General features: G+C 51.0%; 20 protein-coding genes. 12 read left to right on the plus strand and 8 right to left on the minus strand.

From position 1 onward, the window contains the following. The coding region (locus AAGC78_RS15565) for a glutamate-5-semialdehyde dehydrogenase (protein WP_435785071.1) at nucleotides 1-718 on the minus strand (718 nt) is incomplete at its 3' end. A 273-nt stretch (nucleotides 719-991) separates the two neighbouring features. Here AAGC78_RS15565 and AAGC78_RS15570 point away from each other — a divergent pair. The 5 genes from AAGC78_RS15570 to AAGC78_RS15590 all read left to right on the plus strand — a co-directional run bounded on the left by AAGC78_RS15570 (nucleotide 992) and on the right by AAGC78_RS15590 (nucleotide 5,393). Continuing rightward, entirely contained in the window at nucleotides 992-1,549 is a 558-nt protein-coding gene (locus AAGC78_RS15570) for a glycine zipper 2TM domain-containing protein (RefSeq protein WP_435785020.1), read from the plus strand. A gap of 101 nt (nucleotides 1,550-1,650) precedes the next feature. Then, complete coding sequence (locus AAGC78_RS15575) at nucleotides 1,651-2,037, plus strand: PepSY domain-containing protein (RefSeq protein ID WP_435785021.1); 387 nt, start codon at nucleotides 1,651-1,653, stop codon at nucleotides 2,035-2,037. 58 nt (nucleotides 2,038-2,095) lie between these two features. Beyond that, entirely contained in the window at nucleotides 2,096-2,773 is a 678-nt protein-coding gene (locus AAGC78_RS15580; RefSeq protein ID WP_435785022.1) for a response regulator transcription factor, read from the plus strand. Nucleotides 2,774-2,776: 3 nt separating this feature from the next. Continuing rightward, nucleotides 2,777-4,171, plus strand: coding sequence for an ATP-binding protein (locus AAGC78_RS15585; protein ID WP_435785023.1), 1,395 nt, complete (start codon nucleotides 2,777-2,779; stop codon nucleotides 4,169-4,171). A gap of 271 nt (nucleotides 4,172-4,442) precedes the next feature. Further along, on the plus strand, nucleotides 4,443-5,393 hold the full coding sequence (locus AAGC78_RS15590; protein ID WP_435785024.1) for a DegV family protein: 951 nt from the start codon (nucleotides 4,443-4,445) through the stop codon (nucleotides 5,391-5,393). Between the two features lie 231 nt (nucleotides 5,394-5,624). Here the strand turns inward: AAGC78_RS15590 and AAGC78_RS15595 are convergent, their stop codons facing one another. From AAGC78_RS15595 to AAGC78_RS15610, 4 genes are all read right to left on the minus strand, one after another. Beyond that, on the minus strand, nucleotides 5,625-8,828 hold the full coding sequence (locus tag AAGC78_RS15595) for a di-heme oxidoredictase family protein (RefSeq protein ID WP_435785025.1): 3,204 nt from the start codon (nucleotides 8,826-8,828) through the stop codon (nucleotides 5,625-5,627). Nucleotides 8,829-9,322: 494 nt separating this feature from the next. Further along, entirely contained in the window at nucleotides 9,323-10,351 is a 1,029-nt protein-coding gene (gene galE, locus AAGC78_RS15600; RefSeq protein WP_435785026.1) for a UDP-glucose 4-epimerase GalE, read from the minus strand. 217 nt (nucleotides 10,352-10,568) lie between these two features. Beyond that, entirely contained in the window at nucleotides 10,569-11,237 is a 669-nt protein-coding gene (locus AAGC78_RS15605; RefSeq protein ID WP_435785027.1) for a TorF family putative porin, read from the minus strand. Nucleotides 11,238-11,464: 227 nt separating this feature from the next. Further along, entirely contained in the window at nucleotides 11,465-12,463 is a 999-nt protein-coding gene (locus AAGC78_RS15610) for a DMT family transporter (RefSeq protein ID WP_435785028.1), read from the minus strand. Between the two features lie 422 nt (nucleotides 12,464-12,885). On the opposite strand from AAGC78_RS15610, the gene AAGC78_RS15615 reads away from it, so the two are divergent. The 3 genes from AAGC78_RS15615 to AAGC78_RS15625 all read left to right on the plus strand — a co-directional run bounded on the left by AAGC78_RS15615 (nucleotide 12,886) and on the right by AAGC78_RS15625 (nucleotide 15,937). Further along, nucleotides 12,886-14,121 carry a multifunctional CCA addition/repair protein gene (locus AAGC78_RS15615; RefSeq protein WP_435785029.1) on the plus strand — a complete coding sequence of 412 codons (1,236 nt, stop codon included), beginning with the start codon at nucleotides 12,886-12,888 and terminating at the stop codon, nucleotides 14,119-14,121. A 62-nt stretch (nucleotides 14,122-14,183) separates the two neighbouring features. Continuing rightward, nucleotides 14,184-14,954: a pteridine reductase gene (locus tag AAGC78_RS15620; RefSeq protein WP_435785030.1), complete on the plus strand. Its 771-nt coding sequence runs from the start codon at nucleotides 14,184-14,186 to the stop codon at nucleotides 14,952-14,954. 17 nt (nucleotides 14,955-14,971) lie between these two features. Continuing rightward, complete coding sequence (locus AAGC78_RS15625; RefSeq protein ID WP_435785031.1) at nucleotides 14,972-15,937, plus strand: magnesium transporter CorA family protein; 966 nt, start codon at nucleotides 14,972-14,974, stop codon at nucleotides 15,935-15,937. Nucleotides 15,938-15,946: 9 nt separating this feature from the next. On the opposite strand, the gene folK is transcribed toward AAGC78_RS15625, so the two are convergent. The 3 genes from folK to tsaD are packed head-to-tail and all read right to left on the minus strand — an operon-like array spanning nucleotide 15,947 to nucleotide 17,867. Further along, nucleotides 15,947-16,459 (minus strand): 2-amino-4-hydroxy-6-hydroxymethyldihydropteridine diphosphokinase, encoded by a 513-nt coding sequence (folK, locus tag AAGC78_RS15630; protein WP_435785032.1) that lies wholly within the window; start codon nucleotides 16,457-16,459, stop codon nucleotides 15,947-15,949. Then, entirely contained in the window at nucleotides 16,456-16,827 is a 372-nt protein-coding gene (gene folB, locus AAGC78_RS15635; RefSeq protein ID WP_435785033.1) for a dihydroneopterin aldolase, read from the minus strand. The genes folK and folB overlap by 4 nt, the downstream gene beginning before the upstream one ends. Nucleotides 16,828-16,838: 11 nt before the next feature. Continuing rightward, nucleotides 16,839-17,867, minus strand: coding sequence for a tRNA (adenosine(37)-N6)-threonylcarbamoyltransferase complex transferase subunit TsaD (gene tsaD, locus AAGC78_RS15640; protein ID WP_435785034.1), 1,029 nt, complete (start codon nucleotides 17,865-17,867; stop codon nucleotides 16,839-16,841). A 243-nt stretch (nucleotides 17,868-18,110) separates the two neighbouring features. On the opposite strand from tsaD, the gene rpsU reads away from it, so the two are divergent. The 4 genes from rpsU (at nucleotide 18,111) to rpoD (ending at nucleotide 23,016) form a co-directional block, all read left to right on the plus strand. After that, nucleotides 18,111-18,326 carry a 30S ribosomal protein S21 gene (gene rpsU, locus AAGC78_RS15645; RefSeq protein WP_084618192.1) on the plus strand — a complete coding sequence of 72 codons (216 nt, stop codon included), beginning with the start codon at nucleotides 18,111-18,113 and terminating at the stop codon, nucleotides 18,324-18,326. A 134-nt stretch (nucleotides 18,327-18,460) separates the two neighbouring features. Next, nucleotides 18,461-18,916, plus strand: coding sequence for a GatB/YqeY domain-containing protein (locus AAGC78_RS15650; protein WP_435785035.1), 456 nt, complete (start codon nucleotides 18,461-18,463; stop codon nucleotides 18,914-18,916). A 45-nt stretch (nucleotides 18,917-18,961) separates the two neighbouring features. Continuing rightward, nucleotides 18,962-21,010: a DNA primase gene (gene dnaG, locus AAGC78_RS15655; RefSeq protein WP_435785036.1), complete on the plus strand. Its 2,049-nt coding sequence runs from the start codon at nucleotides 18,962-18,964 to the stop codon at nucleotides 21,008-21,010. 149 nt (nucleotides 21,011-21,159) lie between these two features. Next, nucleotides 21,160-23,016, plus strand: a complete 1,857-nt coding sequence (gene rpoD, locus AAGC78_RS15660; RefSeq protein ID WP_435785037.1) for an RNA polymerase sigma factor RpoD — start codon at nucleotides 21,160-21,162, stop codon at nucleotides 23,014-23,016. Nucleotides 23,017-23,050 lie beyond the last annotated feature (34 nt).

Raw genomic sequence — 23,050 nt, forward strand, 5'->3', positions numbered from 1 at the left:
GATCGGCTTTATCGTCGATGTACACATGGCAAATACCGTCGAGGTGTTTGATCACTGGTACTTTCGCATCGTTGCTAATGCGCTCGATCAAACCCTTGCCGCCGCGAGGAACAATGACGTCCACAAATTGCGGCATGGCAATCAATTCGCCTACGGCAACGCGGTCAGTTGTCTCAACCACTTGCACTACATCGGCAGGCAAACCAGCGGCTTTTAATCCCGCTTGCAAACAGGCGGCGATGGCGCGGTTGGAGTGAATCGCTTCGCTGCCGCCACGCAAAATGGCCGCGTTGCCGGATTTCAAACACAGGCTCGCTGCATCGATAGTCACGTTGGGGCGCGATTCATAAATAATCCCCACCACCCCCAAAGGTACGCGCATTTTGCCGACCTGGATTCCACTCGGGCGATAGCTCATGCCGGTGATTTCACCGCAGGGATCAGCCAATGCTGCAACCTGGCGCAGACCTTCGATCATGCCGTCGATTGTCGATGGCTTGACTGCCAGACGATCGAGCATAGCGGCATCGAGGCCATTGGCTTTACCGGCGGCCAAATCTTTTTGGTTCTCGGCTACCAGCGTAATACGCGATTTATCCAACTCATCGGCAATCGCAATCAGCGCTTTATTTTTTAACGCGGTAGGCGCGGCGGCAATCACGCGGGATGCAGTGCGCGCTTTGCGGCCAAGCTCGGCCATGTACTCTTTGACGTTCAATTCAGACATGAAACAACCTGTTGCAGACATTTCGGAAAAAATAGGCGCGATTATAACCCGACTTGCGCCCGTTTTTGGGGCTGCACGCAGCTTTATTCAATGAATACGGGGCTTTATTTAGCGAATTGTCCGCTTTGCAGCGGTTTATCCGGATTGCGAAGGCGCGCACAAGTTTGTGCACCGCGATTTCAGTTTTTGTTCAGATTAAAAAGCTTAGTCTGAACCTACTCCCGAGCGATCCGGAGCCACCGTCAACTACGCGAGCATCTCATCATGAAAAGCCTGTTATTAATCAGCACCCTGGCCGGCAGCCTGTTGCTGGCTAACAATGCCCTGGCTGATCGCGACCATCGCCATAAGCACAGACATCACGATCATCATCGCAGTTATCAGGTAGTCGAATACACCGAATATGCGCGCGTGGTGTCGAGCAGGCCGATTTATCGCACAGTCGCCGTGGAAGTCCCGATGGACTCCTGCCGCGTTGAAACTGTGGCTTACAGCGAACGCCAGCGCGGCGGCGATTCTTTTAAAGGCACAGTCGTTGGCGGTTTGATTGGCGCAGCTATCGGCCATGAAGTAGGTCGCAATGGCCATGCAACTGCCGCCGGTGGTTTAATTGGTGCTGCGATTGGTAATAATGCGGCCAGTGGCAGCCGTCGTGTTACCCACTATGAAGACCGCGAAGTCTGCAGCACGCGTTATCGCACTGAGTACGAACGTCAGTTGGTGGGTTACGATGTGACTTACCGTTACGATGACCGTATTTACCACACCGAAACCCGCCATCACCCTGGCGACCGTATCGTCCACGTACGCGGTCGTCGTTAATATCCCGAGCGAATGCGCACTGGTCAAATTGACCTTTGCGCAAACACGGGCGATAGTGAAGGCGTTGTATTTTCGCGAACGCCTCCTTGTTGGAATTTGTCATGCTGTACTCAAAAACCTTCGATACCCGCCCGGGTCTCTCGCGCTTGCCAGCACTACTGCTGGCAATGTTAATTTTTGTATCCCTGCCCGGCACTGCCGAGCCAGATTTACTGGGCGGTGATTTAGGCCTGCCTTCCAGTAACGCCAACGATTTACACGAAAAGTCCCTTATCAATCCTGATAAGATCAAAACCGCGCCAGCTGAACCCAAATTCACTCCCGCTGAGGCCGCCGAGTTGGTGCGCAATAAAGTCGGCGGACAAGTCATGAGCGTCAACACCCTGCATAATGACGATGGCGTGATTTATGGCGTAAAAGTGCTTAATGCCGGCCGCATGCGGGTCATCAAAGTGGATGGGCAAACCGGCCAACTGCTTAATAACTAAGGCACCGCGCCAATCCTGTACACTCAACAACAACTAACCGTAAAACCAGGACAGCTTTATGCGTATTTTGATCGTTGAAGATGAAAAACCCCTGCGCGAACAAATCCTCAGCCTGATGGCGAATGAAAAATACGCATGTGATGCCGCTGCCGATGGCCGCGAAGGTTTATTCCTCGGCAGCGAATACGACTACGATCTGGCGATTATTGATCTCGGCCTACCACTGCTGGACGGCACCGAATTAATCCGTGAATTGCGCGCGAAAGAGCGCAATTTCCCCATTCTGATTTTGACCGCGCGCGGCAACTGGCAGGATAAAGTGAGCGGGCTGGAAGCCGGTGCCGACGACTATCTCACCAAGCCATTTCATCCGGAAGAATTGCGCGCGCGCATCCACGCCCTGCTCCGCCGCGCCAGCGGCCATGCATCGCCCACGCTGCGCTACGGCCCAATTTCAATTGATACCAGCGCCAAGCGCGTGTACCGCGATGACGCCGAGGTCGAACTCACCAGTTTTGAGTACAACACCCTCACCTATCTCGCGCTACATGCGGGCAAAAACATCTCCAAGAGCGAGTTGACTGAACATCTGTATGCGCAGGATTACGACCGCGATAGCAACGTGATCGAAGTATTTGTCGGCCGTTTGCGTAAAAAGCTCGATCCGGACGGCACTCTGAATTTAATCAGCACCCAGCGCGGCCTTGGCTACCGCTTCAACCTCGACAAGCAATAACCGGTGGTCATTGCCCGCTTCTCTTCTATTGCATCGCGCCTGCTGCTGGCATCGGCGCTGTTGCTGCCATTGTTCCTCGGGTTGACCGGTTTTTTCCTTGATCGCGCGTTCGAAAACAGTTTGGAAGTCGCTGAGCGCTCGCGCTTGCGCGGCCACGTCAACTTGCTGATGAGCGTAGCTGAACCAATCAGCAAAGACTCATTGATTGTTGGCTTGCGCCTGCCAGTCACCCTCAGCGAGGCGGATTTTGAACACCCCAACTCTGGCCTCTACGGCTATGTCTTTGATAACCGTAACAAGGCGGTCTGGCACTCCAACTCCGCCGCATTAAGTGACCCGCCCAACTACAAAAGCATCGCCAAAAGCGATAACCCCGGAAGGATGTTGTTTAGCGAAAAAGAGCTGGCCAACAAACTCCACTTTATCGCGCGCTACACCGTCAATTGGGAAGATGCCAACGAAAACCCCACGCCTTTTCACTTTGTAGTGATCCACAGTGCCGAGGAGTATCACGCCGAACTCAAAGCCTATCGCAACCAACTCTGGCGCTGGCTGGGCGCGGCGGGATTTTTCCTGTTGATCGCCCAAACCCTGATTCTGCGCTGGGGCTTGCGTCCACTCGGCAAACTCGCGCAAGCGCTCAAGGCGATGCAAAGCGGTGACACCAGCAATATCGCTGGTGAACACCCGCGCGAACTACAACGAATTGTCGATAACCTCAATCAAGTACTCGCGCGCGAACAGGCGTTGCGCCAGCGCTATCGCAACAGCCTGTCCGATCTCGCTCACAGCCTGAAAACCCCGCTCGCCGTGCTGCAAAGCAAACTGGTGGAAAGTGTGGAATCCGATAGCGAGTTGCAGCAGATCGCCAGCGAACAAGTGGCGCGCATGAACCAGGTGGTGACTTACCAACTGCAGCGCGCGGTATCCAGCCAGCAAAAAGGCACCTTCCGCCGCACCCGCCTCGAACCCATCGCCCAGCGGTTGTTTGCCGCGCTGCAAAAAGTGTATGCGCACAAAAAAATGGACCAGGAGTTGGATCTCACCCCCAATTCCACCGTCGCCGGTGACGAACAGGATGTAATGGAATTACTGGGAAATATGCTGGAAAACGCCTTCAAGTACGGCAATAAACACGTGCGCATGCGTTCAACTATTGAAGATGGCTGGCTGCGGATTGATGTTGAAGACGACGGCCCCGGTGTTCCGGAAGACCAGACCGAGCGAATTCTGGAGCGCGGCCAACGGCTGGATACCAGTATTCCCGGCCAAGGTATCGGCCTGTCCGTCGCCGCCGAAATTGTGCGCAGCTACGACGGGGAAATCAGCATCCATCGCTCCGAATTGGGCGGCGCGCGTTTCAGTGTCTGCCTTCCACTGCTCCCCGCTACCGACTAAATCGCGCTGCATCTATTGTTCCCTTTATAACCATTTTGCGGATTTTCGCACCTCCTTGTAAGCCAAAGCTCACACCCCTGCCGTCTACGCCTCACAACAACTTCCGCATCGCCTCACAAAGCATAGTGATTTATGCGACTACTGCTTTATTGGCATAAGGCCGATACTGGCACCATCAACTCAACTGCTGCGCGTTGAAAAAGCAGCGGGAGCGACAGGAACAATCTATCAAGGACGGCAACCCAACAATGCTGTAACCCAGTGGAGAAAGATGATGTCATCCAGGACGTGTATTGCCGTAGATTCAACTTGCGATTTGCCCGCAAAATTTATCCAACAACACAACATTGAAGTGCTGCCCATTTATATCAACCACGCGAAGGGGCAGGAAATGGATTATCGCGACCCGCAAACCATGCTGAATTTTTACAAGAATCACTCACGCGATGTGTATGGTTTAGCGCAATCTGATCCACTGTCAGTCAACGACATGACTGAAATCCTCAAAGAGCGTCTGCTGCCGAAATACGACTTGGTGCAAGTCGTGACCATCAACAGCAAAAAGAGCGATGTATTCAAACGTGTTTCTGAGGCGGCGCTGGTCAACGAACCAAAATTCCGCGAGATGGAACGCAGCGAAGGCCGCGCCCCCTTCCGCATTCGCCTCTACGATTCTATGTCGATGTTTACCGGCCATGCACTACTCGTATACGAATTGGTAAGACGCATTCAAGTCGATAAATTAACGCTAAACAAATCCATTCGCGAAATCGACAATATGCGCGACCAGGTTTACGGTTATTTGATTCCGAATGATTTGTCGTATATGCGCGAACGCCGTCATTTGCGCAAAGGCGACAACAATATTTCCTGGATCAACTTTAAATTGGCGAGCGCGCTAAACCTGCGTCCGATTGTGCAATTGCATCGCGGTGCGACCGATAAAATCGATACCGGCAAAGGTTTTTTAGGTGCGCTGGAAAAATTATTTGTGCACGTGAAAAAACAAATCAAACAAGGCCTGACCAGCGAAGTCATCGCCATGAGCTACGGCGGTTTGTTGGAAGAAATCAAAGATGAACCGGTTCTGGTTGAGTTCCGTGAATTCTGCAAAAAGCACAACATCAAAACCATGCTGTCAATGATGAGCATGACCGGCGCGATTAATGTTGGGCCGAAATCATTTGCGCTGTCGTTTGCTACGGATAAAGATTTGGTTTGATTTGTTCGCATTACGAATGTGCAGAGCTTGACTCCGATGTTCCCTCTGTGACACGCCGTGAATACGTCCATGTAGGCTCGAATGCAGCATCCATGCTGCATACGGTCACAAATGAAACATCGGAATCAATCTTGGAATAATGCACACCGAAAAGAAGTTCAAAAGCAAAATAAAAAAACTCCCGCCAGTTACCTGACGGGAGTTTTTTATTGCTGCAAATCGCTTAAAAAATTACAGCGATTCGAGGAACTTGATCAAATCATTGCGTTGCGCTGCAGTTGCCGCTTTGTATGCAGCTTGGCTGGCAGTTGCTTCGCCGCCGTGCCACAGGATCGCTTCATTAATATTGCGTGCGCGACCATCGTGTAGCAGGCGGCTATGACCGTTAACTGCCTCAGTCAAACCCAGGCCCCACAATGCCGGTGTACGCCATTCGCGATTCAACGCGGCATTGCCAGTCAGGTTATCAGCCAAGGCAGCGCCCATATCGTGCACTAACAAGTCGGTGTACGGCTTGATCGTTTGACCGCGCAATTCCGCCAATGGATGGCCGTAATCGGTGGTCATACTTGGCGTGTGGCATCCGCCGCACCCCAGGTTCGCAAACACTTGCTCACCGCGAATCACATCGGCGTTGTTTACGGTTTCAGGGCGACGGGCGGGAGCACCCAGCGCTTGCATATACACAGTCACCAGATTCACACGCGCATCATTCAGCTCGATACCTGCTGGTCCGGCATTGCGACACGCCGTTTGGTTAGCACCACAAGCTGGCCCCTGGAACATGCTGGTGCTTACACCAATATCTTCATGCAAGGCATCCGCAGTGAATTGCTCAAGGGTGGCGATATTTGCTTTCCAGCCAAAGCGGCCGATGCGTTGGTCGCCGGTTTTTGCATCAGTCACTTGCACTGCGCGACCGGAAATTCCATCGCCATTGCTGTCATTTGGATCGTGACGTTGCAACAAAGTCGCCTCAGGTACCGCTTCCAACAAACCTAAACCAACAATGGTTTGCGCCATACGCGGCGAGAAGAAATTCACTGCGCCGCCCGCTTGATCCAACACTTGCACCGAATAAGTAGGTGACTGCAATTGATAGGCAGTGCCATCGTTAAAGGTGCCGTTGATAGTGCTGTAAGTCAGGCTGGTAGTCGCTTCTGCCGGTACGCCGCTGTTGCGCGATTGCGGTTGCAACACTTTACCGAAGTAAGCGTGTGGCAAGGCATTACCCTGCGCATCAGTGCTGCCGGAACTGACTTTCACCGCCATGGTGTTGGGCAGCTGACCAGCAACTGGCGCGGTACCGCGGCCATTATTTACGTGGCAGCCCACGCAGGAGTTGTTGATCGTTAAACCGGTAGAGAGATTCGCCAACTCGGTGAAGTCCGGGTTACCCGCCTCAAAATGTTTACCGTTCACAAAATCCGTATGGAAAATGCGGCGGCCATTGAGGAAGCCATTGTGGGTTTCCCAGCGAGTATTCAGTGCTTCACGGAAGAATGAGGTCCACAGATATTCATGGCGCTCAACCACAAACGCACTGGCTGCACCAGGCGTGTATTCCAGCACCGAATCAGTGAACACCTGGGTGCCTTCACGATAGGTAACAGTCGCATTATTGGCCGGGTTAGTAATCAGGTAAGACGGCTTTTGATAGCCCTTGGCGATGGCTTGTGGCGAGCGAATTGGCATATAACCCTGACCGCTGGAATCCACCAACACACCACTTGTGCTGATCACATTCTCTGGGGCGATACCTCTAAATGCACGCACTGGTGGTGCAGTAGCGGCGCCACCGGCAGACAGCTTCGCGTTCAACTCATCGTTGTTAACAATGTACAAACCAGGGCTTCCCAATTTGATGCGGAAGGTATCTGTGTAGTACACGCGCTGGGCGCTAACTTTAGGGTCAGTATCGGTAAAGCCGAGCCATTGCTGGAATTCAAAATCGTAGAACTCGCCGGTGCGCAAAGTGGTTTGGCCTTCGCGCTCACCCGGTACAAAACGGGTGCCCACACAGCGCCAGCGCTCGCCTTTTCCAGTTGCCGGATCGGCAGTCGCGATGCGGGTGAAGCCGCCGTTATCGCCGAAGTAAGAGCGGTAAGGGTTAAACAAACTTTTGCGGCAGCCAATATCGTTGAAGTTGGCGTACTCGGGCTCGTAGAAAATCTCTACGCGCGATTCACCTTTGGGCGTGTGGTCATGCACTTCAAATTTGAAGGTGCGGTGCTCGTGATAGAACGACGGGAAGGTGTAGAAAATACTTTCCGCTTCGTGGCGTGAACGCGCGCGGCCACTACCAAAGGTGACGATGGTGCCGTCCGGCTCGATGCGCCAGTTGCGCGATACTTCTTGCGAGAACTGGGTCGGGAACAGCGGCTTGTAACTCAGGTTAGCGGGAATGCTGGTCGCCACACTGCTGGACGATACTGCCACCGGAGTAGAGGAAGGTGCAGAAGACGATGCGCGGCTGGATGCCGGAATACTGCTTGGCGCAGCACTGCTGGGAGCCACACTGCTCGGTGAACTGCTGGCCGGAGTACCACCAGCACCGTACACCTTCAATTCAAAAATCGAGTAGCCCCACTGATTGGTCACGCTGCGCTGGGTAGCGTAAACGCGCAGGTAGCGATAGCTGCCGCTAACACTGAGAGTATCGGTGCGGGCGCCAAAAGTACCGCCGGTGCGGCTCGCCAAATCAACCCAGGTAGAGTTGTTGTTTGAGCCTTGCACTTGGTAGTTAGCAGCGTTAGCGGCTTCCCAATCGATTACCACTGAACCCAGGGTTTTCGCTGAACCGAAATCCAGGGTGATCCAACTTGGATCTATGCCATGGGCAGATTCCCAGCGGCTGCCGGCGTTGTTGTCATTCACCAGCGATGCGGGTTGCAACTGCGTGCTCGCCGTTGCTGTCGCGCCTATGGCGATATTGGTGGTGGCTGCTGCGGTGGATGAACTGCTCACCGGCGCACTGCCATACACCTTTAACTCCCACAGCGAGTAACCCCAGCCATTGCCGGTGCTGCGCAGAGTGCAATAAATACGCACGTAGCGATAAGTGCCGCTCGCCGCGACCGTATCGGTACGGGTGCCGAAAGTGCCGCCAGTGCGGCTGGCGATAGTATTCCAGCTAGTCCCGTTAACCGAGCCCTGCACTTCGTAGTTGGCCGCGTTTGCTGCCTCCCAATCGATAACGACAGAGGACAGGTTATAGCTCGCACCGAGATCAACACTCAGCCAGCTCGGGCTAACACCATGAGTCGATTCCCAACGGGTTCCGCCATTGCCATCGACTGCATTCAGCGCCGGCGTAAGAGCCGAGCTGGCAGTGGCAGTTTTGTTCAATGCGAGATTGGTTTGGGCAAAGAGATTGTGACTAATAAGTAGCGAACAGAGCAGGAAAAGCATCCGGCCCAGGGTGATGGTTTGCATAATTGTCTCCACTAATTTCCCTTCGGGTACTCACATTCCTGTCTCTACGAGATCTTATTTTTATTGCGAATGAAGCAACCGGATAAAGGGAACTGGCTGGTTGTGATGACTGCGACACAACTCCACTCCAAACCCCATAACAGCGCGAAGTTTGTAAGCAAAGGTTCGAGTCAGGTTTTTATTGGAATTATGGTTAGGTGTTGATGGACTAACACACTAGCCAGCATTACTGATTTGCCGATTTTTCTCTTCTCACTTTTGAAAAAGCAGAAAAAGATGGGGCATCTCACTTGCGGCGGTAGAAAGTGAGATGGGTTTATGCCTAACCGATCACAAATGTGCTGTGCGAGCAACCAATTACACCCAAAACACACCTGATGATGAAACGAGTTACACGTCTTATTGATGCCGACAAGGAATCAGTGACCACAAAATAAAACAGCCGATGAAGTTTCCTTCATCGGCTGTTCGGATAACGCAATTAAAGCGAACGATTAGTTGTCGTAACCATTCGGGTTTTGCGACTGCCAGCGCCAGGCATCTTGCATCATACGCGCGAGGTCATATTTTGCTGTCCAACCCAACTCGGCTTTTGCTTTCACCGGATCGGCATAACAGCTGGCGATATCACCTGCACGGCGCGGCACAATTTTGTAGGGCACAGCGCGGCCACTTGCCACTTCGAATGCCTTGATCATCTGCAACACTGAATAACCGCTGCCAGTGCCGAGATTGTAAGCGCGGCAGCCAATGCCGGATTTATCCAGACCTTTCAGCGCAGCCACATGACCGTGAGCCAAATCCACCACATGGATGTAATCGCGCACGCCAGTGCCATCAACAGTGTTGTAGTCGTCGCCAAAGACACTCAACTCTTTGAGCTTGCCAATCGCCACCTGCGCCACATAAGGCAGCAGGTTATTGGGGATGCCAGCCGGGTCTTCGCCGATCAAACCACTTTCGTGCGCGCCAACCGGATTGAAATAGCGCAGCAGCGAGAAATTCCATTGGCTGCCGGGCGCTTTGGCGATATCCGTCAAAATTTCTTCCACGATCAATTTGCTGCGACCGTAAGGATTGGTAGCGGAAGTAGCAAAACTTTCATCGATAGGCACAGAAACCGGATCGCCATACACGGTGGCGGAGGAACTGAAAATCAATTTCCACACCTTGAACTCTTCCATCACTTCGGTGAGCGACAGAGTTCCCGCAACGTTGTAGCGGTAGTATTTCATCGGGATTTGGTTGGACTCACCGACCGCCTTCAAGCCCGCAAAATGCATTACCGCTTCAAATTGATGGGCGGCAAATACTTTGCGCAGGGCGTCTTTGTCGTTGATATCCACTTCATAAAATATCGGCTCAACCCCGGCGATTTTCGCCACGCGCTTGAGCGCTTCGGGCTTGCTGTTGCAGAGGTTATCAACCACCACCGGCAAATAGCCGCTATTGATCAGTTCAACACAGACATGGCTGCCGATGAAACCGGCGCCGCCAGTGACAAGGATAGGAGAGCGGGACATGCAAGATTCCTTATAAAGATGTAAGCCGTTTCGCGCGCATTGAACCAGAGTTCGGGCGGCAGCATAAGGGCTGGAGAAGAATCTTTTATTAAATCATATAATTAATATTTAAATAAGACGTAGGGCAAAATAAGCAGAAAGACGAGAGGGAAATCCGTAACGCAAAAAGGCAAGCCGAAGCTTGCCTTTTTATCGAGCAGTTTTAGGTCGTTAAAACTTATTCGATTGGCAGGGTGAAGGCTACTACGATTTTGGCTTCATCGTTGTAAGCACCTTCTACATCATCTACCACTTTACCAACGGTGAAGCTCAGCTTGTCGTTGTAAGCGTAGGTGATATCTACGTGCGCCAGATCATCCTCATGTACACCGTACTTAGCGGTTACAGGACCGAAAGTAGCTGCCAATGTCATGTAGGTGTAATCAGTGTCAATATTGTCGTAATAAGTGAAAGCAACCGGGCCGTAACCAACCATTACTACCGCTTCTTGCAAGTCACCTGGTGACAGTGCTTCTGGAGTTGCATCAACTGGCAAACCGTCAATGTACTCAACTGCGCTAGCTGGTTTTGGATAAGAGTAAGTCCAGTAGCTGATATCAAATTTGAAATCGCCGAAAGAGTTGCCGTAACCAGCGTAGAGGTCATATTCCTGACCCATTGCAGCATCACCTGAAGCAGCCCAAACACCGCCGTAAAAACCAGCACCGCTAAGTTTCAAATCACCCCAGATTTGTGCATCACCGTTGCCCAAATCCAAACCACGCCAGTAGTACATGTTGGCAGCCCCAACTGCCGCAGAAACTTCGGCGTGAGCCGCTGGTACAGAAAAACCGGCCATAGCAGACAGAGCGATAGCACCAGCGACTAATTTTTGTTTCATCTTCATGAGTTCTTCCTCTTAATGGTCTTTACTAGTTAGTTTTTAAGGCAGCTATTGATGATTCACACTAGCTTGATGGCAATATTGCAGTTACCAAGCCAGTTTTATTTTTGTCTTTTAAATCATTGTGTTATATGTTGAATACAAGATTGCATACCCTAAACAAAACTACCGCAAGCACAAGCATGGTGCATAAAAACCGAGCGCGCCACTCAGGCGCGCACCAAAACAACTCATTTGAAGCGAATGACGTAATCCTTAATTTTTTGAAGCTCCTCCTGCACGCTGGTTTCGCTCTCGTCCGGTACAGGTTTAGTCATTTGATGTAACAACCAGGCATCTACCTTTGCTGCAACTGCACGTATCGACCAGGGCAGATATAACAGCAGCGCAAACAAGACGATTGCCACCCCAATCAAGGTTTGCGACGACAACTCCTCATCGGCTAAATGCTTGCCAATAATGATCGCCAGCACCGGTGTCATCAGCGTAATAAGCGATACAGCAGATGCTGACATGCGCTGCAAAATAAAATAAAACAACGCGCCGCCCACCAGCGATCCCATGATTGCCAAATAAAGAATGGATGCACCTGATTTAACCGAAACCGCTTGCGGCAAAGCACCATCCACTAACCACCAGCACAACAACAAACCCGGTAGCGAAAACAATAATGCACCGCTGATTTGATGAAATGCATCCAGCGTTACCGCCTGTTGCTGGATAAGTTTTTTCACCCACACACTACTGAAACTGAATATCAGGCAGGACAGTAAAATGCTGGCAATGCCGTAGATGGAGCGCGCATTAAATTGAAACTGGTGATAAAAAATAATGACCAAACCAACCAGTGCCAACATCAGCGCAATGACTTTTTTTAGCGTGAATGGATTTTGTTTTAGCAGCAGCAATGTCATCAAACCAGTAACAAAGGGTGACATCGCAAAAATCACTACTACTAAACCCGATGGAATAAATTGCACACCCCAGTAGACCACCGGCATATTGGGGAAAATACTGATCGACGCGGCAAAATAAATCTGCGCGTGCTGCCAGTAAGTTGCAAGGGATTTGCGTAACAGCCCATGAATAAGCAGTGCAATAGCTAGCGCAATAGCAATGCGCAACGCAGCTGCAGCCATAAAACTAATACTGTCGCTACTCCATTGAATAGCAAGCGGGGTAGTAGCCCAAATAAGTACTACTGAAAAATATGCAAATAACACAGCCACGGCATAACTCCTTATTGCCCGATGAGCAACCTACGAGAGAATGACCGCAGCAAAAAAAATCAGTGAGACTGCCAATAAAGAATCAGCAAACTGAAATTAAAAAACTGAACCCTGAAAACAAAAAGGCCGCAGTTTTTATGCTGCGGCCTTTGTTTATAACGATTATTCAACTAATCAACAAATTCCGCCAAGCAACGCGCCATGACCGCGCACCAAAAAATTGGTCGCAGTGAGGCGGTATGCTTAATGGAGTTCATCTGATACATAATTAATTGATCTAAGGTTATAAGGATTTGTAAAACTGAGGCGAGGTTAATTTAATTTCTGTTCAGCCACAAGTTATTTTTGCATTTTTTTTATTCAATTAATTACCCTATACTCGTGCCCCGACTTTTAATGAAAAGATGTAATAACAAAACGAAATGAAAACATATCTGGTTGGCGGTGCTGTCCGCGATAAGTTATTAGGCCGAACCGTCACCGAACACGATTGGGTGGTAGTCGGTAGCAGCCCTGAAGAAATGCAAGCACAGGGTTTTGTCCCGGTAGGCAAAGATTTTCCGGTATTCCTCCACCCACAAACCAAAGAAGAATACGCACTCGCCCGCACCGAACGAAAAACTGGAAAAGGTTACGGCGGCTTCAGTTTTTATTGCGGCGAAGAAGTCACACTGGAAGATGATCTCATCCGCCGCGACCTCACCATCAATGCCATGGCCGAAGATGAAAACGGGGCGATTATCGATCCCTACAATGGGCAGCAGGATCTCGCCGATAAGCTCTTGCGCCATGTATCGCCCGCATTCGCCGAAGACCCGGTGCGCATTTTACGCATCGCCCGCTTTGCTGCGCGCTATCACGCCCTCGGTTTTCGCGTAGCCGATGAAACAATCGCGCTGATGAAAACCATGGTGGCCGATGGCGAAGTTGACCATCTTGTCGCAGAGCGCGTATGGAAAGAAACCGAGCGCGCACTGGGTGAACCGAATCCGGAAGTATTTATTGAAGTCCTGCGCTCATGCGATGCACTCGCGCGTTTATTTCCAGAGATTGATGCACTTTTTGGCGTGCCGCAAACCGCAGCCCATCATCCGGAAATTGATACCGGTGTTCATACACTAATGAGCCTTCAACAAGCGGTAGCATTATCGCCCAGCACCTGTGTTCGCTTTGCAACGCTGCTGCATGATCTCGGCAAAGCCACTACACCGCGCGAGGAGTGGCCACGCCACATCGTCCATGAAGCACGCAGTTTGCCGCTCGTTAAACAACTGTGCGGACGTATAGCAGCGCCCAAAGATTATAAAGATCTGGCATTGATGGTCGCGCAGTGGCATACCCACTGCCATCGTGCATTGGAATTAAAACCAGCAACCATATTAAAAGTATTGCAATCCAACGATGCATTTCGTCGCCCGGAGCGCTTCGAACAATTTTTATTGTGTTGCGAGGCCGACGCGCGTGGTCGCACCGGTTTTGAAGATCGTGAATATCCGCAAGCCGATTTTTTCCGTGCAGCGTTAAAAGCAGCGCAAGCAATTGATATGGCAGCAATCCAGCAAGGCGGTCATACTGGCCAGGCCTTTGGCGATGAAGTTAATCGCCAGCGCTTGCAAAATCTGGTTCAATTAACAAAATCAAACTCAACTAAAGAGTAATTCACCCCACTGCTCCATCCGCGTGATTATAATTCACTAATAACTAACGCAGAGGTAAGCCCATGTCCGTAGCACACACACAGGCAAAAGTTGCGCTGGTTACCGGCGCAGCAAAACGCATTGGTGCTGAAATTGTTAGGCACCTTCATCACGCCGGTTTTAATCTGGTCATCCACTACCATTTCTCAGAAAAATCCGCGCAGGAGTTGGCAGATGAACTGAATGAAGAGCGGGAAAATTCCGCAATTTGTATTCAGGCCGATCTGAACAGCATCACCCAAATAAACGAACTGGCAACACAAGCACTGGCGCGTTGGCAGCGAATCGATTTATTGATCAACAATGCATCCAGTTTCTATCCAACTCCGATTGGCAACTCCAGCGAGGAGGATTGGGATAATTTAATTAACTCCAATCTCAAAGCACCTTTTTTTCTCGCGCAAGCACTTGCACAAAGTTTGAGCGAGCATCATGGCTGCATTATTAATATCGCCGACATTTATGCCGACAAGCCGCTCAAAAAACACAGCATCTACTCCATCGCCAAAGCAGGCAATGTGATGCTGACCAAAACATTGGCGCAGGAGCTGGCGCCACTGGTGCGGGTGAATGGTATAGCGCCAGGTGCAATTCTTTGGCCGGATGACACCAACAAATGCCCGGAAGATAAATTGTCGGATGACAACAAGGAAAAAATGCTCGCGCGTATTCCACTGCAGCAGCGCGGCCAAGCACAAGATATTGCCAAGACTATTTTATTCCTTGCACAAAGCGCGCCTTATATTACCGGGCAAATATTGACTGTCGATGGCGGCCGCTCGATTACAATTTAATTTTAGCGATGGTAAAAATGATAAGAACACAATTACTGACGGCAAATGGTGAACGACTGGAAGGTGGGATTGAATTAATTGAACGCTGGCGCGGTGACAGCAACAGTTACATCTGGATCGACCTGCTCAATGAAGACCAACCTGCCGAAAAGCAATTTCTGTTATCAATGGGCTGCCATCCGCTCGCAGTGGAAGACGTGCAACGTTTTCGTCATCCACCTAAAACAGAAACCTTTGATAACTACACTTTAATTTTGTATCGCGGCATTACCGAATTCAATAAAGATCTCACCATCCAGCAGATGACGATTGCGCTCTTTGCCGGAGATCGCTGCCTGATCAGCTGCCATCCACGCACCTCTTTAGGTATCGTTCACTACTGGGAAAATGCCCATCAGGAAAATCTATTAGTTAGCCCCGGCTTGCTCGCCTCGCGCATTATGCGTTTTTCGGTTGGCCGCTATCTGGAGGCAATTCTCGCCTTTGAGCCATCGCTCAACGAGCTGGAAGATGCAATGCAAGAGCGCCCCAACGATGAGGTCATGCGCGAATTAATCAGCTATCAATCGCGCTTGCGCAAACTAAAACGTATTTTTAGTTACCATGAAAAATTGGTGACCAATCTGCTAAAAGATATTCCCCAACGATTGATTGATGAAGATGGCGATATAGAACACGGCCTACAGGATTTATTCGAGCGCTGCGAACGCCTGCATGGCTTGTGCACCATGTACTACGAAATTTGCGGGGATTTGATCAACGGTTATCTATCGATTAGCTCGCATCAACTGAACAACACTATGCGCGTACTCACGGTTATCACCGCTATTTTTGTTCCACTCACCTTTATTGCCGGCATCTACGGAATGAATTTTGACAATATGCCAGAGCTGCACGCACCTTACGGTTATTTTTATACTTTAGGTGCGATGTTGGTAATTGCAGCGGGATTTGGCATTGTTGCGTTTAAGAAGTGGCTTTAATGCAAAAGATTAAGCGGCAGAGATTTTTTTGCCGCGCCATTCAAAATCAATCGACCACAGGGATTGTGAAGTCTGATCGTAGCCCGCCCATAACTCGCGATAGCTTTTTTGTAATTCTGGATGAAATACATCCGCAGCAATTTCAGCCAAAGGCAAAAGCACAAACGCATTTTTGGTAATTTCGGCGCGCGGCAATTCAATTCCGCTTTCATTGCCGACAAAGTCGCCGTAGGTCAGGATATCAATATCCAGCGTACGCGGACTGAACTTTGGCCCGTTGCGCTTACGACCATTTTCATCTTCAATGTGCTTTAAGGTTTCCGATAATTCAGCTATCGATAAATCCGTGTCAGCACCAACCACCAAATTAAAAAAATTACTGCCATCGAAGCCGACAGATTTACTTTCGTAAACTGACGATATTTTCAAAACACCAAACAATTCCGCCAAAGCATCCAATGCCGCCGTAATATTTTTATGGCGATCAACATTGCTGCCCAAGCTTAAATAAATCGCAGTCATTCAGGCAGCGCTCCCGGCTTTGCGCCGCGCTCGATAATCAATCCAACATCGCGCGCACCGCGAATTGCGCCCGGTTTACTCAAACGTAAACGCAACCAGGGCACATTGAACTCGGTGCGAATCACTTGTGCAATTTCTTCTGCAAGGGTTTCGACCAATAAGGCATTGCGATTTTCAACATAGGCAATCAAACGCTTGGAAACCGCTTTGTAATTCAACGCGTATTGGATATCGTCGGTTTCGGCAGCTTTGCGAATATCGCTCGCCATCTCCAAATCAATACTTACGGTTTGGCGCACTTCGCGCTCCCAGTCGTAAATGCCAATAATCGTATCGATACGCAAATCGCGGATGTAAACAATATCCATAAAAAATTCTTTTAAAGTGAGGAGAGAGTATTGAGCGGCCAGCGCGCTTTCACGTTAATAGCAAGACCTTCATGTTGACCGGCAAGCAAACGCTGGCAGCCGGCGTAGGCGATCATTGCACCATTGTCGGTACAGAATTCGTGGCGTGCGTAAAATACTTTTGCGCCAATTCTTGCAAGGCTCGCATCCAAATCGGCGCGCAGTTTTTTGTTGGCAGAAACACCACCGGCAATCACCAGCGTTTTCATTCCGGTTTGCTCAAGCGCGCGCTTACATTTGATCACGAGCGTATCGACAACGGCAGCCTGGAATGCATTGGCGATATCGGCGCAGGTTTGGTCGTCAGGTAAACCATTGGATTGTTTATTGGCATTGACAGTAGTAAGCGTCGCCGTTTTTAAACCACTAAAGCTGAAATCCAAACCGGGACGATCTACCATCGGGCGCGGGAATTTAAATCGCCCCTCGACTCCGAGCTCGGCAAGTTTGGCGATTTGCGGACCGCCGGGATAATCCAGATCGAGCATTTTGGCCGCCTTATCAAATGCCTCACCCGCCGCATCATCAATCGATTCACCCAGTAATTCGTATTCACCCAGCGCATCAACTTTCACTAGCTGCGTATGGCCGCCGGAAACCAGCAATGCCACAAATGGGTACGCTGGTGGATTCGCCTCCAGCATCGGCGCGAGTAGATGCCCCTCCATATGATGGACACCAACAGAAGGGATTCCCCAGGAATAAGCCAATGAGCGGCCCAGCGAAGCACCCACCATCAGCGCACCGATCAAACCCGGGCCTGAGGTGTAGGCGATACCATCGATATCGGCAGGGGTAGAACCGCTTTTAGCCATCACTTCATTAATAAGTGGGAGCAATTTGCGCACATGGTCGCGTGAGGCCAGTTCCGGCACCACACCGCCATACTCCGCATGAAGGGCAATCTGGGTATAAAGCGTGTGTGCCAGCAAGCCGCGCTCGCTGTCATAAACCGCCACACCCGTTTCATCACAGGATGTCTCCAACCCCAATACACGCATAAACCAACCTCTGGCCAACCTGCACGCAGGAGGCAATTACTAATCCGGGCACCCGCTACCGGGGCATCGTAGGGGCGCTATGATAAAGGCTGGCATTGCGAAAACCCAGCACTGTCGCGCGCGCAAGGTTGCGGCTGCAATAAGAAGCGTATAGAATCCGCACCCCTCGGATACTTCACTGCATTTATGCACTGGCGCTATCCACAAGACATCATTTATTAGCTCTTTTTTAAAGGTAACAGCATGCCTTCAGTAAAACTTAAAGAAAACGAACCATTTGACGTAGCCCTGCGTCGTTTCAAGCGCGCTTGTGAAAAAGCAGGCATTTTGGCTGACGTTCGCGCTCGTGAATGCTACGAGAAGCCAACTACTGTTCGTAAGCGTGATGCCGCTGCCGCTGTTAAGCGTCATGCAAAAAAGGTACAACGCGAATCTAAAAAGTTTACCCGTCTGTACTAATCAACCCCACCGACTTTGTCGGTAGTTGTAATTAGTTTGACCGGTTCCGCTCGTTATCCTGTTTGCATCTGTCAATTAACGAGTTGTGCGTTCCACTCCTGTACCCAAATTGTTCACTCAATCTCCGGTGATTCATGAGTCAACCAACGCTAAAAGACCGCATAAATGATGCCTTAAAGACCGCGATGCGCGCTAAAGAAAAAGAGCGCGTCGCGGTTTTGCGTCTTGTGATGTCTGAATTCAAAAAAATCGAAGTAGACGAGCGCATCGAAGTTGATGACGCACGCGCTTTAGTCGTGCTCGACAAAATGGTGAAGCAGCGCCGCGATTCCGAGCAACAATATCGCAACGCCAATCGCCCGGAGCTCGCCGAGCAAGAAGCTTACGAAATCACTGAAATCCAAGCCTACCTTCCTGCCCAGCTAACCGCTGCCGAGCTTGATGCCATAGTTGCAAAAGCCTTGACCGATGCCGGCGTGACCGATGCACGCGATATGGGCAAAGCCATGGCGCTAATCAAGCCACAAGTGCAAGGCCGCGCCGATATGGGCGATGTAAGCAAGCTGCTTAAAGCCAAGTTGAGTAATTAGTCGTCAACTGCTAGCTTCTAGCTGTCTTTTTCAGGCGACAACCCCATGGCCGGCCTTATCCCCCAAAGCTTTATCGATGACATGCTCGACCGCCTCGACATAGTCGATGTGGTCGATAGTCGCGTTAAGCTGCGCAAAACCGGTAAGAACTACAGCGCCTGCTGCCCCTTCCACGACGAAAAGACCCCCTCCTTCACCGTCAGCCCGGAAAAGCAGTTTTACTATTGCTTTGGTTGCGGCGCGAGCGGTAATGCACTCGGTTTTGTGATGGATTATGAGCGCCTCAGCTTCCCCGAAGCCGTTGAATCGCTTGCTCGCCTGACCGGATTGGAAGTTCCGCGCGAAGTCCAAACTGAAGCCCAGCAAAAACGCGAAGAAGAAAAACGCAGCATCTATACACTGCTGGAAAAGGCCGATGACTTTTACCAGCAGCAGTTGCGCCACCACCCAAGCAAGCACCTCGCGGTCAATTATTTAAAAAATCGCGGACTCGACGGCAAAACAGCCAAGCGCTATGGCGTCGGCTTCGCACCGCCCGGCTGGGACAACTTGCTAAAAAGCCTTGCCCACAATGATGAAGACAAACACCTACTGATCGAAGGCGGCATGCTGATTCATCAGGAGCAGGAAAAGAAACTCTACGACCGCTTTCGCCATCGAATTATGTTCCCCATCCGCGACACCCGCGGGCGGGTAATCGGCTTTGGTGGGCGCGTACTGGGCGACGACAAACCCAAATATCTCAACTCGCCCGAAACCCCGGTATTCCACAAAGGCCAGGAACTCTACGGCCTGTACGAAGCGCGCCTCGCCTATCGCGAGTTACCACGCTTGTTGGTGGTAGAAGGCTATATGGATGTGGTCAGCCTGGCGCAATTTGGGATCGGCTACGGCGTGGCAACCCTTGGCACCGCCTGCGGGCCAGACCATCTCGACCGCGCCTTTAAATACACCAATGAAGTGGTATTTTGTTTCGATGGCGACAAGGCTGGCCGCAGCGCCGCCCATCGCGCACTGGAGGCCTCACTCGATACCATGACCGATGGCCGCACAGTGAAATTCCTGTTTTTACCCGAAGGTGAAGATCCGGACACATTAGTGCGCCAGATAGGCACGGACAAATTCGAGCACATGATCGAGCTGGCCGTGCCATTTGAGGATTATCTATTTGATGCGGTCGCGGAAGGTTTGAATATCCGCACCATGGAAGGTCGCGCCACATTTAGCAAACGCGCGGCGCCGCTGCTGGATCGCCTACCCAAAGGGGTATTTCGCGAGCTGATGTTTGAAAGCCTCGCCACTCGCACCGGATTGAACCGCAACATTTTGCAAGAGCTGATTCTGGAACAGCAAAGCAAAGGGGAGATGCAGCCGTTATTTGTTGCGCCACCCACACCAGTAAAGACGGAAGAGACAGTACCGAAAGTCGCCCTACCGAAAAAAACTGAACCGGAATGGGAGCATCCGCCACTGGAAGCCTACGCCGATTACGGCGATTTTCCGCAGGAGCTGCCACCAGCGGATTATCACGAACATTACGAAGAACCCCAGGCTTATCGCAAAACTGGTCGGAAGGCATACCAACCCGAGCTGCAAGCGCGCGCTGCAGGAAAGTATTTAATGCCGCCGGTACGCAAAGCGCTGGCACTTTTGCTGACGCACCCAACGCTTGCCAGCCTTGAACCCAATCACGATGAGTGGCTGGGCAATGAAACTGACCTTGATTGCCTGATGCTCGGGCGACTGCTCAAAGTGCTGCACGAGCGCCCGCATTACAATTTGTCACACTTGATTGGTTATTGGCGCGGTATTTACGGAGCAGAGGATACCGAGCGACTGGCGGCAGTCGCAGGGCATGATTTGCTGCAAGCGGCCAATGCGCTCACCATCAGCCGGCAAGATAAACCGGCAAAAGCCGATTACGACACTCAAGCGGCCTTTAGCGATGCCATGGAAAAACTGCGTTTGCAGCAAAATCAGAAAAAAACGGCAGAATCCTTGGCAAAATTGAAAAATGCCGACTTAACTCAACTCACCAAAGAAGAACGCGACCAATTAGTGCGCGCCGCGTTAGCGGCAAAATTGCAGCAATAAGCACTTGTACTGATCAAAAAAAGCCCAATCTAGCCATAACTCACCGAAGAATGTGGCATCACCAAGCATCCGCCTAGAATCCACCCAAGCAAGTGGAGTATAATTTCGGGCTTTGCATTTCACTCACCAGGTTTTAAATAGGGTTTCGAATGTCTGAAGACGTCCAACAGCAACAGTCCCGTATTAAAGAACTGATCGCCCGCGGTAAAGAGCAAGGTTACTTGACCTATGCCGAGGTAAACGATCACCTGCCGGAAGACATTTCAGATCCGGATCAGGTCGAAGACATCATTCAGATGATCAACGACATGGGTATCCGCGTCTATGAAACGGCGCCCGATGCCGACACCCTGTTAATGACCGATGGTGACTCTGCAGCAGATGAAATCGCTGCCGCCGAAGCTGCCGCCGCACTGGTTGCAGTAGAGACCGAAACCGGCCGTACCACTGACCCTGTGCGTATGTATATGCGCGAAATGGGCACAGTTGAGCTGTTGACCCGCGAAGGCGAAATTGTTATCGCCAAGCGCATCGAAGAAGGTGTACGCGAGCTGATGCACGCCGTCGCCTACTGGCCGGGCGCAGTGCAACAAGTACTCGACGAGTACGCGCTGGTCGCCAAAGAAGAGCGTCGCCTTGCGGATGTGATTATCGGCTGGCTCGATCCGGTAGAAGATATCCCTGCCTCACTCGCTGAAGTTGAAGAAATTCCTGTTGCCGCTGCCGGTGCAAAACCAGAGAGCGACGATGACGAGGAAGAATCTTCATCAGAAGATGAAGAAGAAGCCGTTTCCGGTGTAGACCCGGAAGAAGCCCGCGTACGTTTTGAAGAGTTGCAAAAGCAGCAAGACAAAACCAACAAAACGCTCGCGAAATACGGCTACGGCAGTAAACAAGCCGAAAAAGAATTGTCTGCACTCGGCGATTTGTTCAAGTTCTTCAAACTGCCTACCCGTCAGTTCGATCCAATTTATACCAAAGCGCGCGATATGCTCGACACAGTTCGTCGACAAGAGCGCCTCATCATGGACCTGTGTACCCGCAGAGCCCAGATGCAACGCAAAACCTTTATCAAAGAATTCCCCGGCAACGAGACCAACGAAGCTTGGTTGCCTGAATTCTTGAAAGGTAAAGTTGATCACGCCGAAAAACTTGAGCGTGTATTGCCGGATGTACAAACAGCACAGCAGCAACTCGCCCAGATCGAAACTGAAAGCGGCCTGAGCCTTGCGAGCATCAAAGACATCAACCGTCGCATGTCGATTGGTGAAGCACGTGCACGCCGCGCGAAAAAAGAAATGGTGGAAGCAAACCTGCGTCTGGTTATTTCTATCGCGAAAAAATACACCAACCGCGGTTTGCAATTCCTCGATTTGATTCAGGAAGGCAACATCGGCCTGATGAAAGCGGTGGATAAATTTGAATACCGTCGCGGTTACAAATTCTCGACCTACGCCACTTGGTGGATTCGTCAGGCGATTACCCGCTCTATCGCCGACCAGGCGCGCACCATCCGTATTCCAGTGCACATGATTGAGACAATCAACAAACTCAACCGTGTATCGCGTCAAATGCTGCAAGAAATGGGACGTGAGCCAACGCCGGAAGAACTCGGCGAGCGCATGGAAATGCCGGAAGATAAAGTACGCAAAGTGCTGAAAATTGCCAAAGAACCTATCTCCATGGAAACGCCAATCGGCGACGATGAAGATTCGCATCTGGGCGATTTCATCGAAGACACCACCATTATTTCCCCGGTGGAGTCAGCGACAATGGAAGGCTTGATGGAAGCAACACGCGAAGTACTTGCTGGCCTCACCGCACGTGAAGCCAAAGTATTGCGTATGCGTTTCGGCATCGACATGCACACCGACCACACCCTGGAAGAAGTGGGCAAACAATTTGATGTAACGCGTGAGCGTATCCGTCAGATCGAAGCAAAAGCATTGCGCAAACTGCGTCACCCTTCACGCTCTGATCATCTGCGCAGCTTCCTCGACGATTAATAATTCGCTTATTAATTATTCAGCTGCAAAAAAT

Source organism: Cellvibrio sp., from assembly GCF_039207905.1.
GTDB lineage: Bacteria > Pseudomonadota > Gammaproteobacteria > Pseudomonadales > Cellvibrionaceae > Cellvibrio.

What these genes read in the sequence shown, in the direction of transcription:
- AAGC78_RS15570 (WP_435785020.1), top strand. Translation starts at nt 992, where the DNA reads ATGAAAAGCCTGTTATTAATCAGCACCCTGGCCGGCAGCCTGTTGCTG.
- AAGC78_RS15575 (WP_435785021.1), top strand. Translation starts at nt 1,651, where the DNA reads ATGCTGTACTCAAAAACCTTCGATACCCGCCCGGGTCTCTCGCGCTTG.
- AAGC78_RS15580 (WP_435785022.1), top strand. Translation starts at nt 2,096, where the DNA reads ATGCGTATTTTGATCGTTGAAGATGAAAAACCCCTGCGCGAACAAATC.
- AAGC78_RS15590 (WP_435785024.1), top strand. Translation starts at nt 4,443, where the DNA reads ATGATGTCATCCAGGACGTGTATTGCCGTAGATTCAACTTGCGATTTG.
- AAGC78_RS15595 (WP_435785025.1), bottom strand. Translation starts at nt 8,828, where the DNA reads ATGCAAACCATCACCCTGGGCCGGATGCTTTTCCTGCTCTGTTCGCTA.
- galE (WP_435785026.1), bottom strand. Translation starts at nt 10,351, where the DNA reads ATGTCCCGCTCTCCTATCCTTGTCACTGGCGGCGCCGGTTTCATCGGC.
- AAGC78_RS15605 (WP_435785027.1), bottom strand. Translation starts at nt 11,237, where the DNA reads ATGAAGATGAAACAAAAATTAGTCGCTGGTGCTATCGCTCTGTCTGCT.
- AAGC78_RS15615 (WP_435785029.1), top strand. Translation starts at nt 12,886, where the DNA reads ATGAAAACATATCTGGTTGGCGGTGCTGTCCGCGATAAGTTATTAGGC.
- AAGC78_RS15620 (WP_435785030.1), top strand. Translation starts at nt 14,184, where the DNA reads ATGTCCGTAGCACACACACAGGCAAAAGTTGCGCTGGTTACCGGCGCA.
- AAGC78_RS15625 (WP_435785031.1), top strand. Translation starts at nt 14,972, where the DNA reads ATGATAAGAACACAATTACTGACGGCAAATGGTGAACGACTGGAAGGT.
- folK (WP_435785032.1), bottom strand. Translation starts at nt 16,459, where the DNA reads ATGACTGCGATTTATTTAAGCTTGGGCAGCAATGTTGATCGCCATAAA.
- folB (WP_435785033.1), bottom strand. Translation starts at nt 16,827, where the DNA reads ATGGATATTGTTTACATCCGCGATTTGCGTATCGATACGATTATTGGC.
- tsaD (WP_435785034.1), bottom strand. Translation starts at nt 17,867, where the DNA reads ATGCGTGTATTGGGGTTGGAGACATCCTGTGATGAAACGGGTGTGGCG.
- rpsU (WP_084618192.1), top strand. Translation starts at nt 18,111, where the DNA reads ATGCCTTCAGTAAAACTTAAAGAAAACGAACCATTTGACGTAGCCCTG.
- AAGC78_RS15650 (WP_435785035.1), top strand. Translation starts at nt 18,461, where the DNA reads ATGAGTCAACCAACGCTAAAAGACCGCATAAATGATGCCTTAAAGACC.
- dnaG (WP_435785036.1), top strand. Translation starts at nt 18,962, where the DNA reads ATGGCCGGCCTTATCCCCCAAAGCTTTATCGATGACATGCTCGACCGC.
- rpoD (WP_435785037.1), top strand. Translation starts at nt 21,160, where the DNA reads ATGTCTGAAGACGTCCAACAGCAACAGTCCCGTATTAAAGAACTGATC.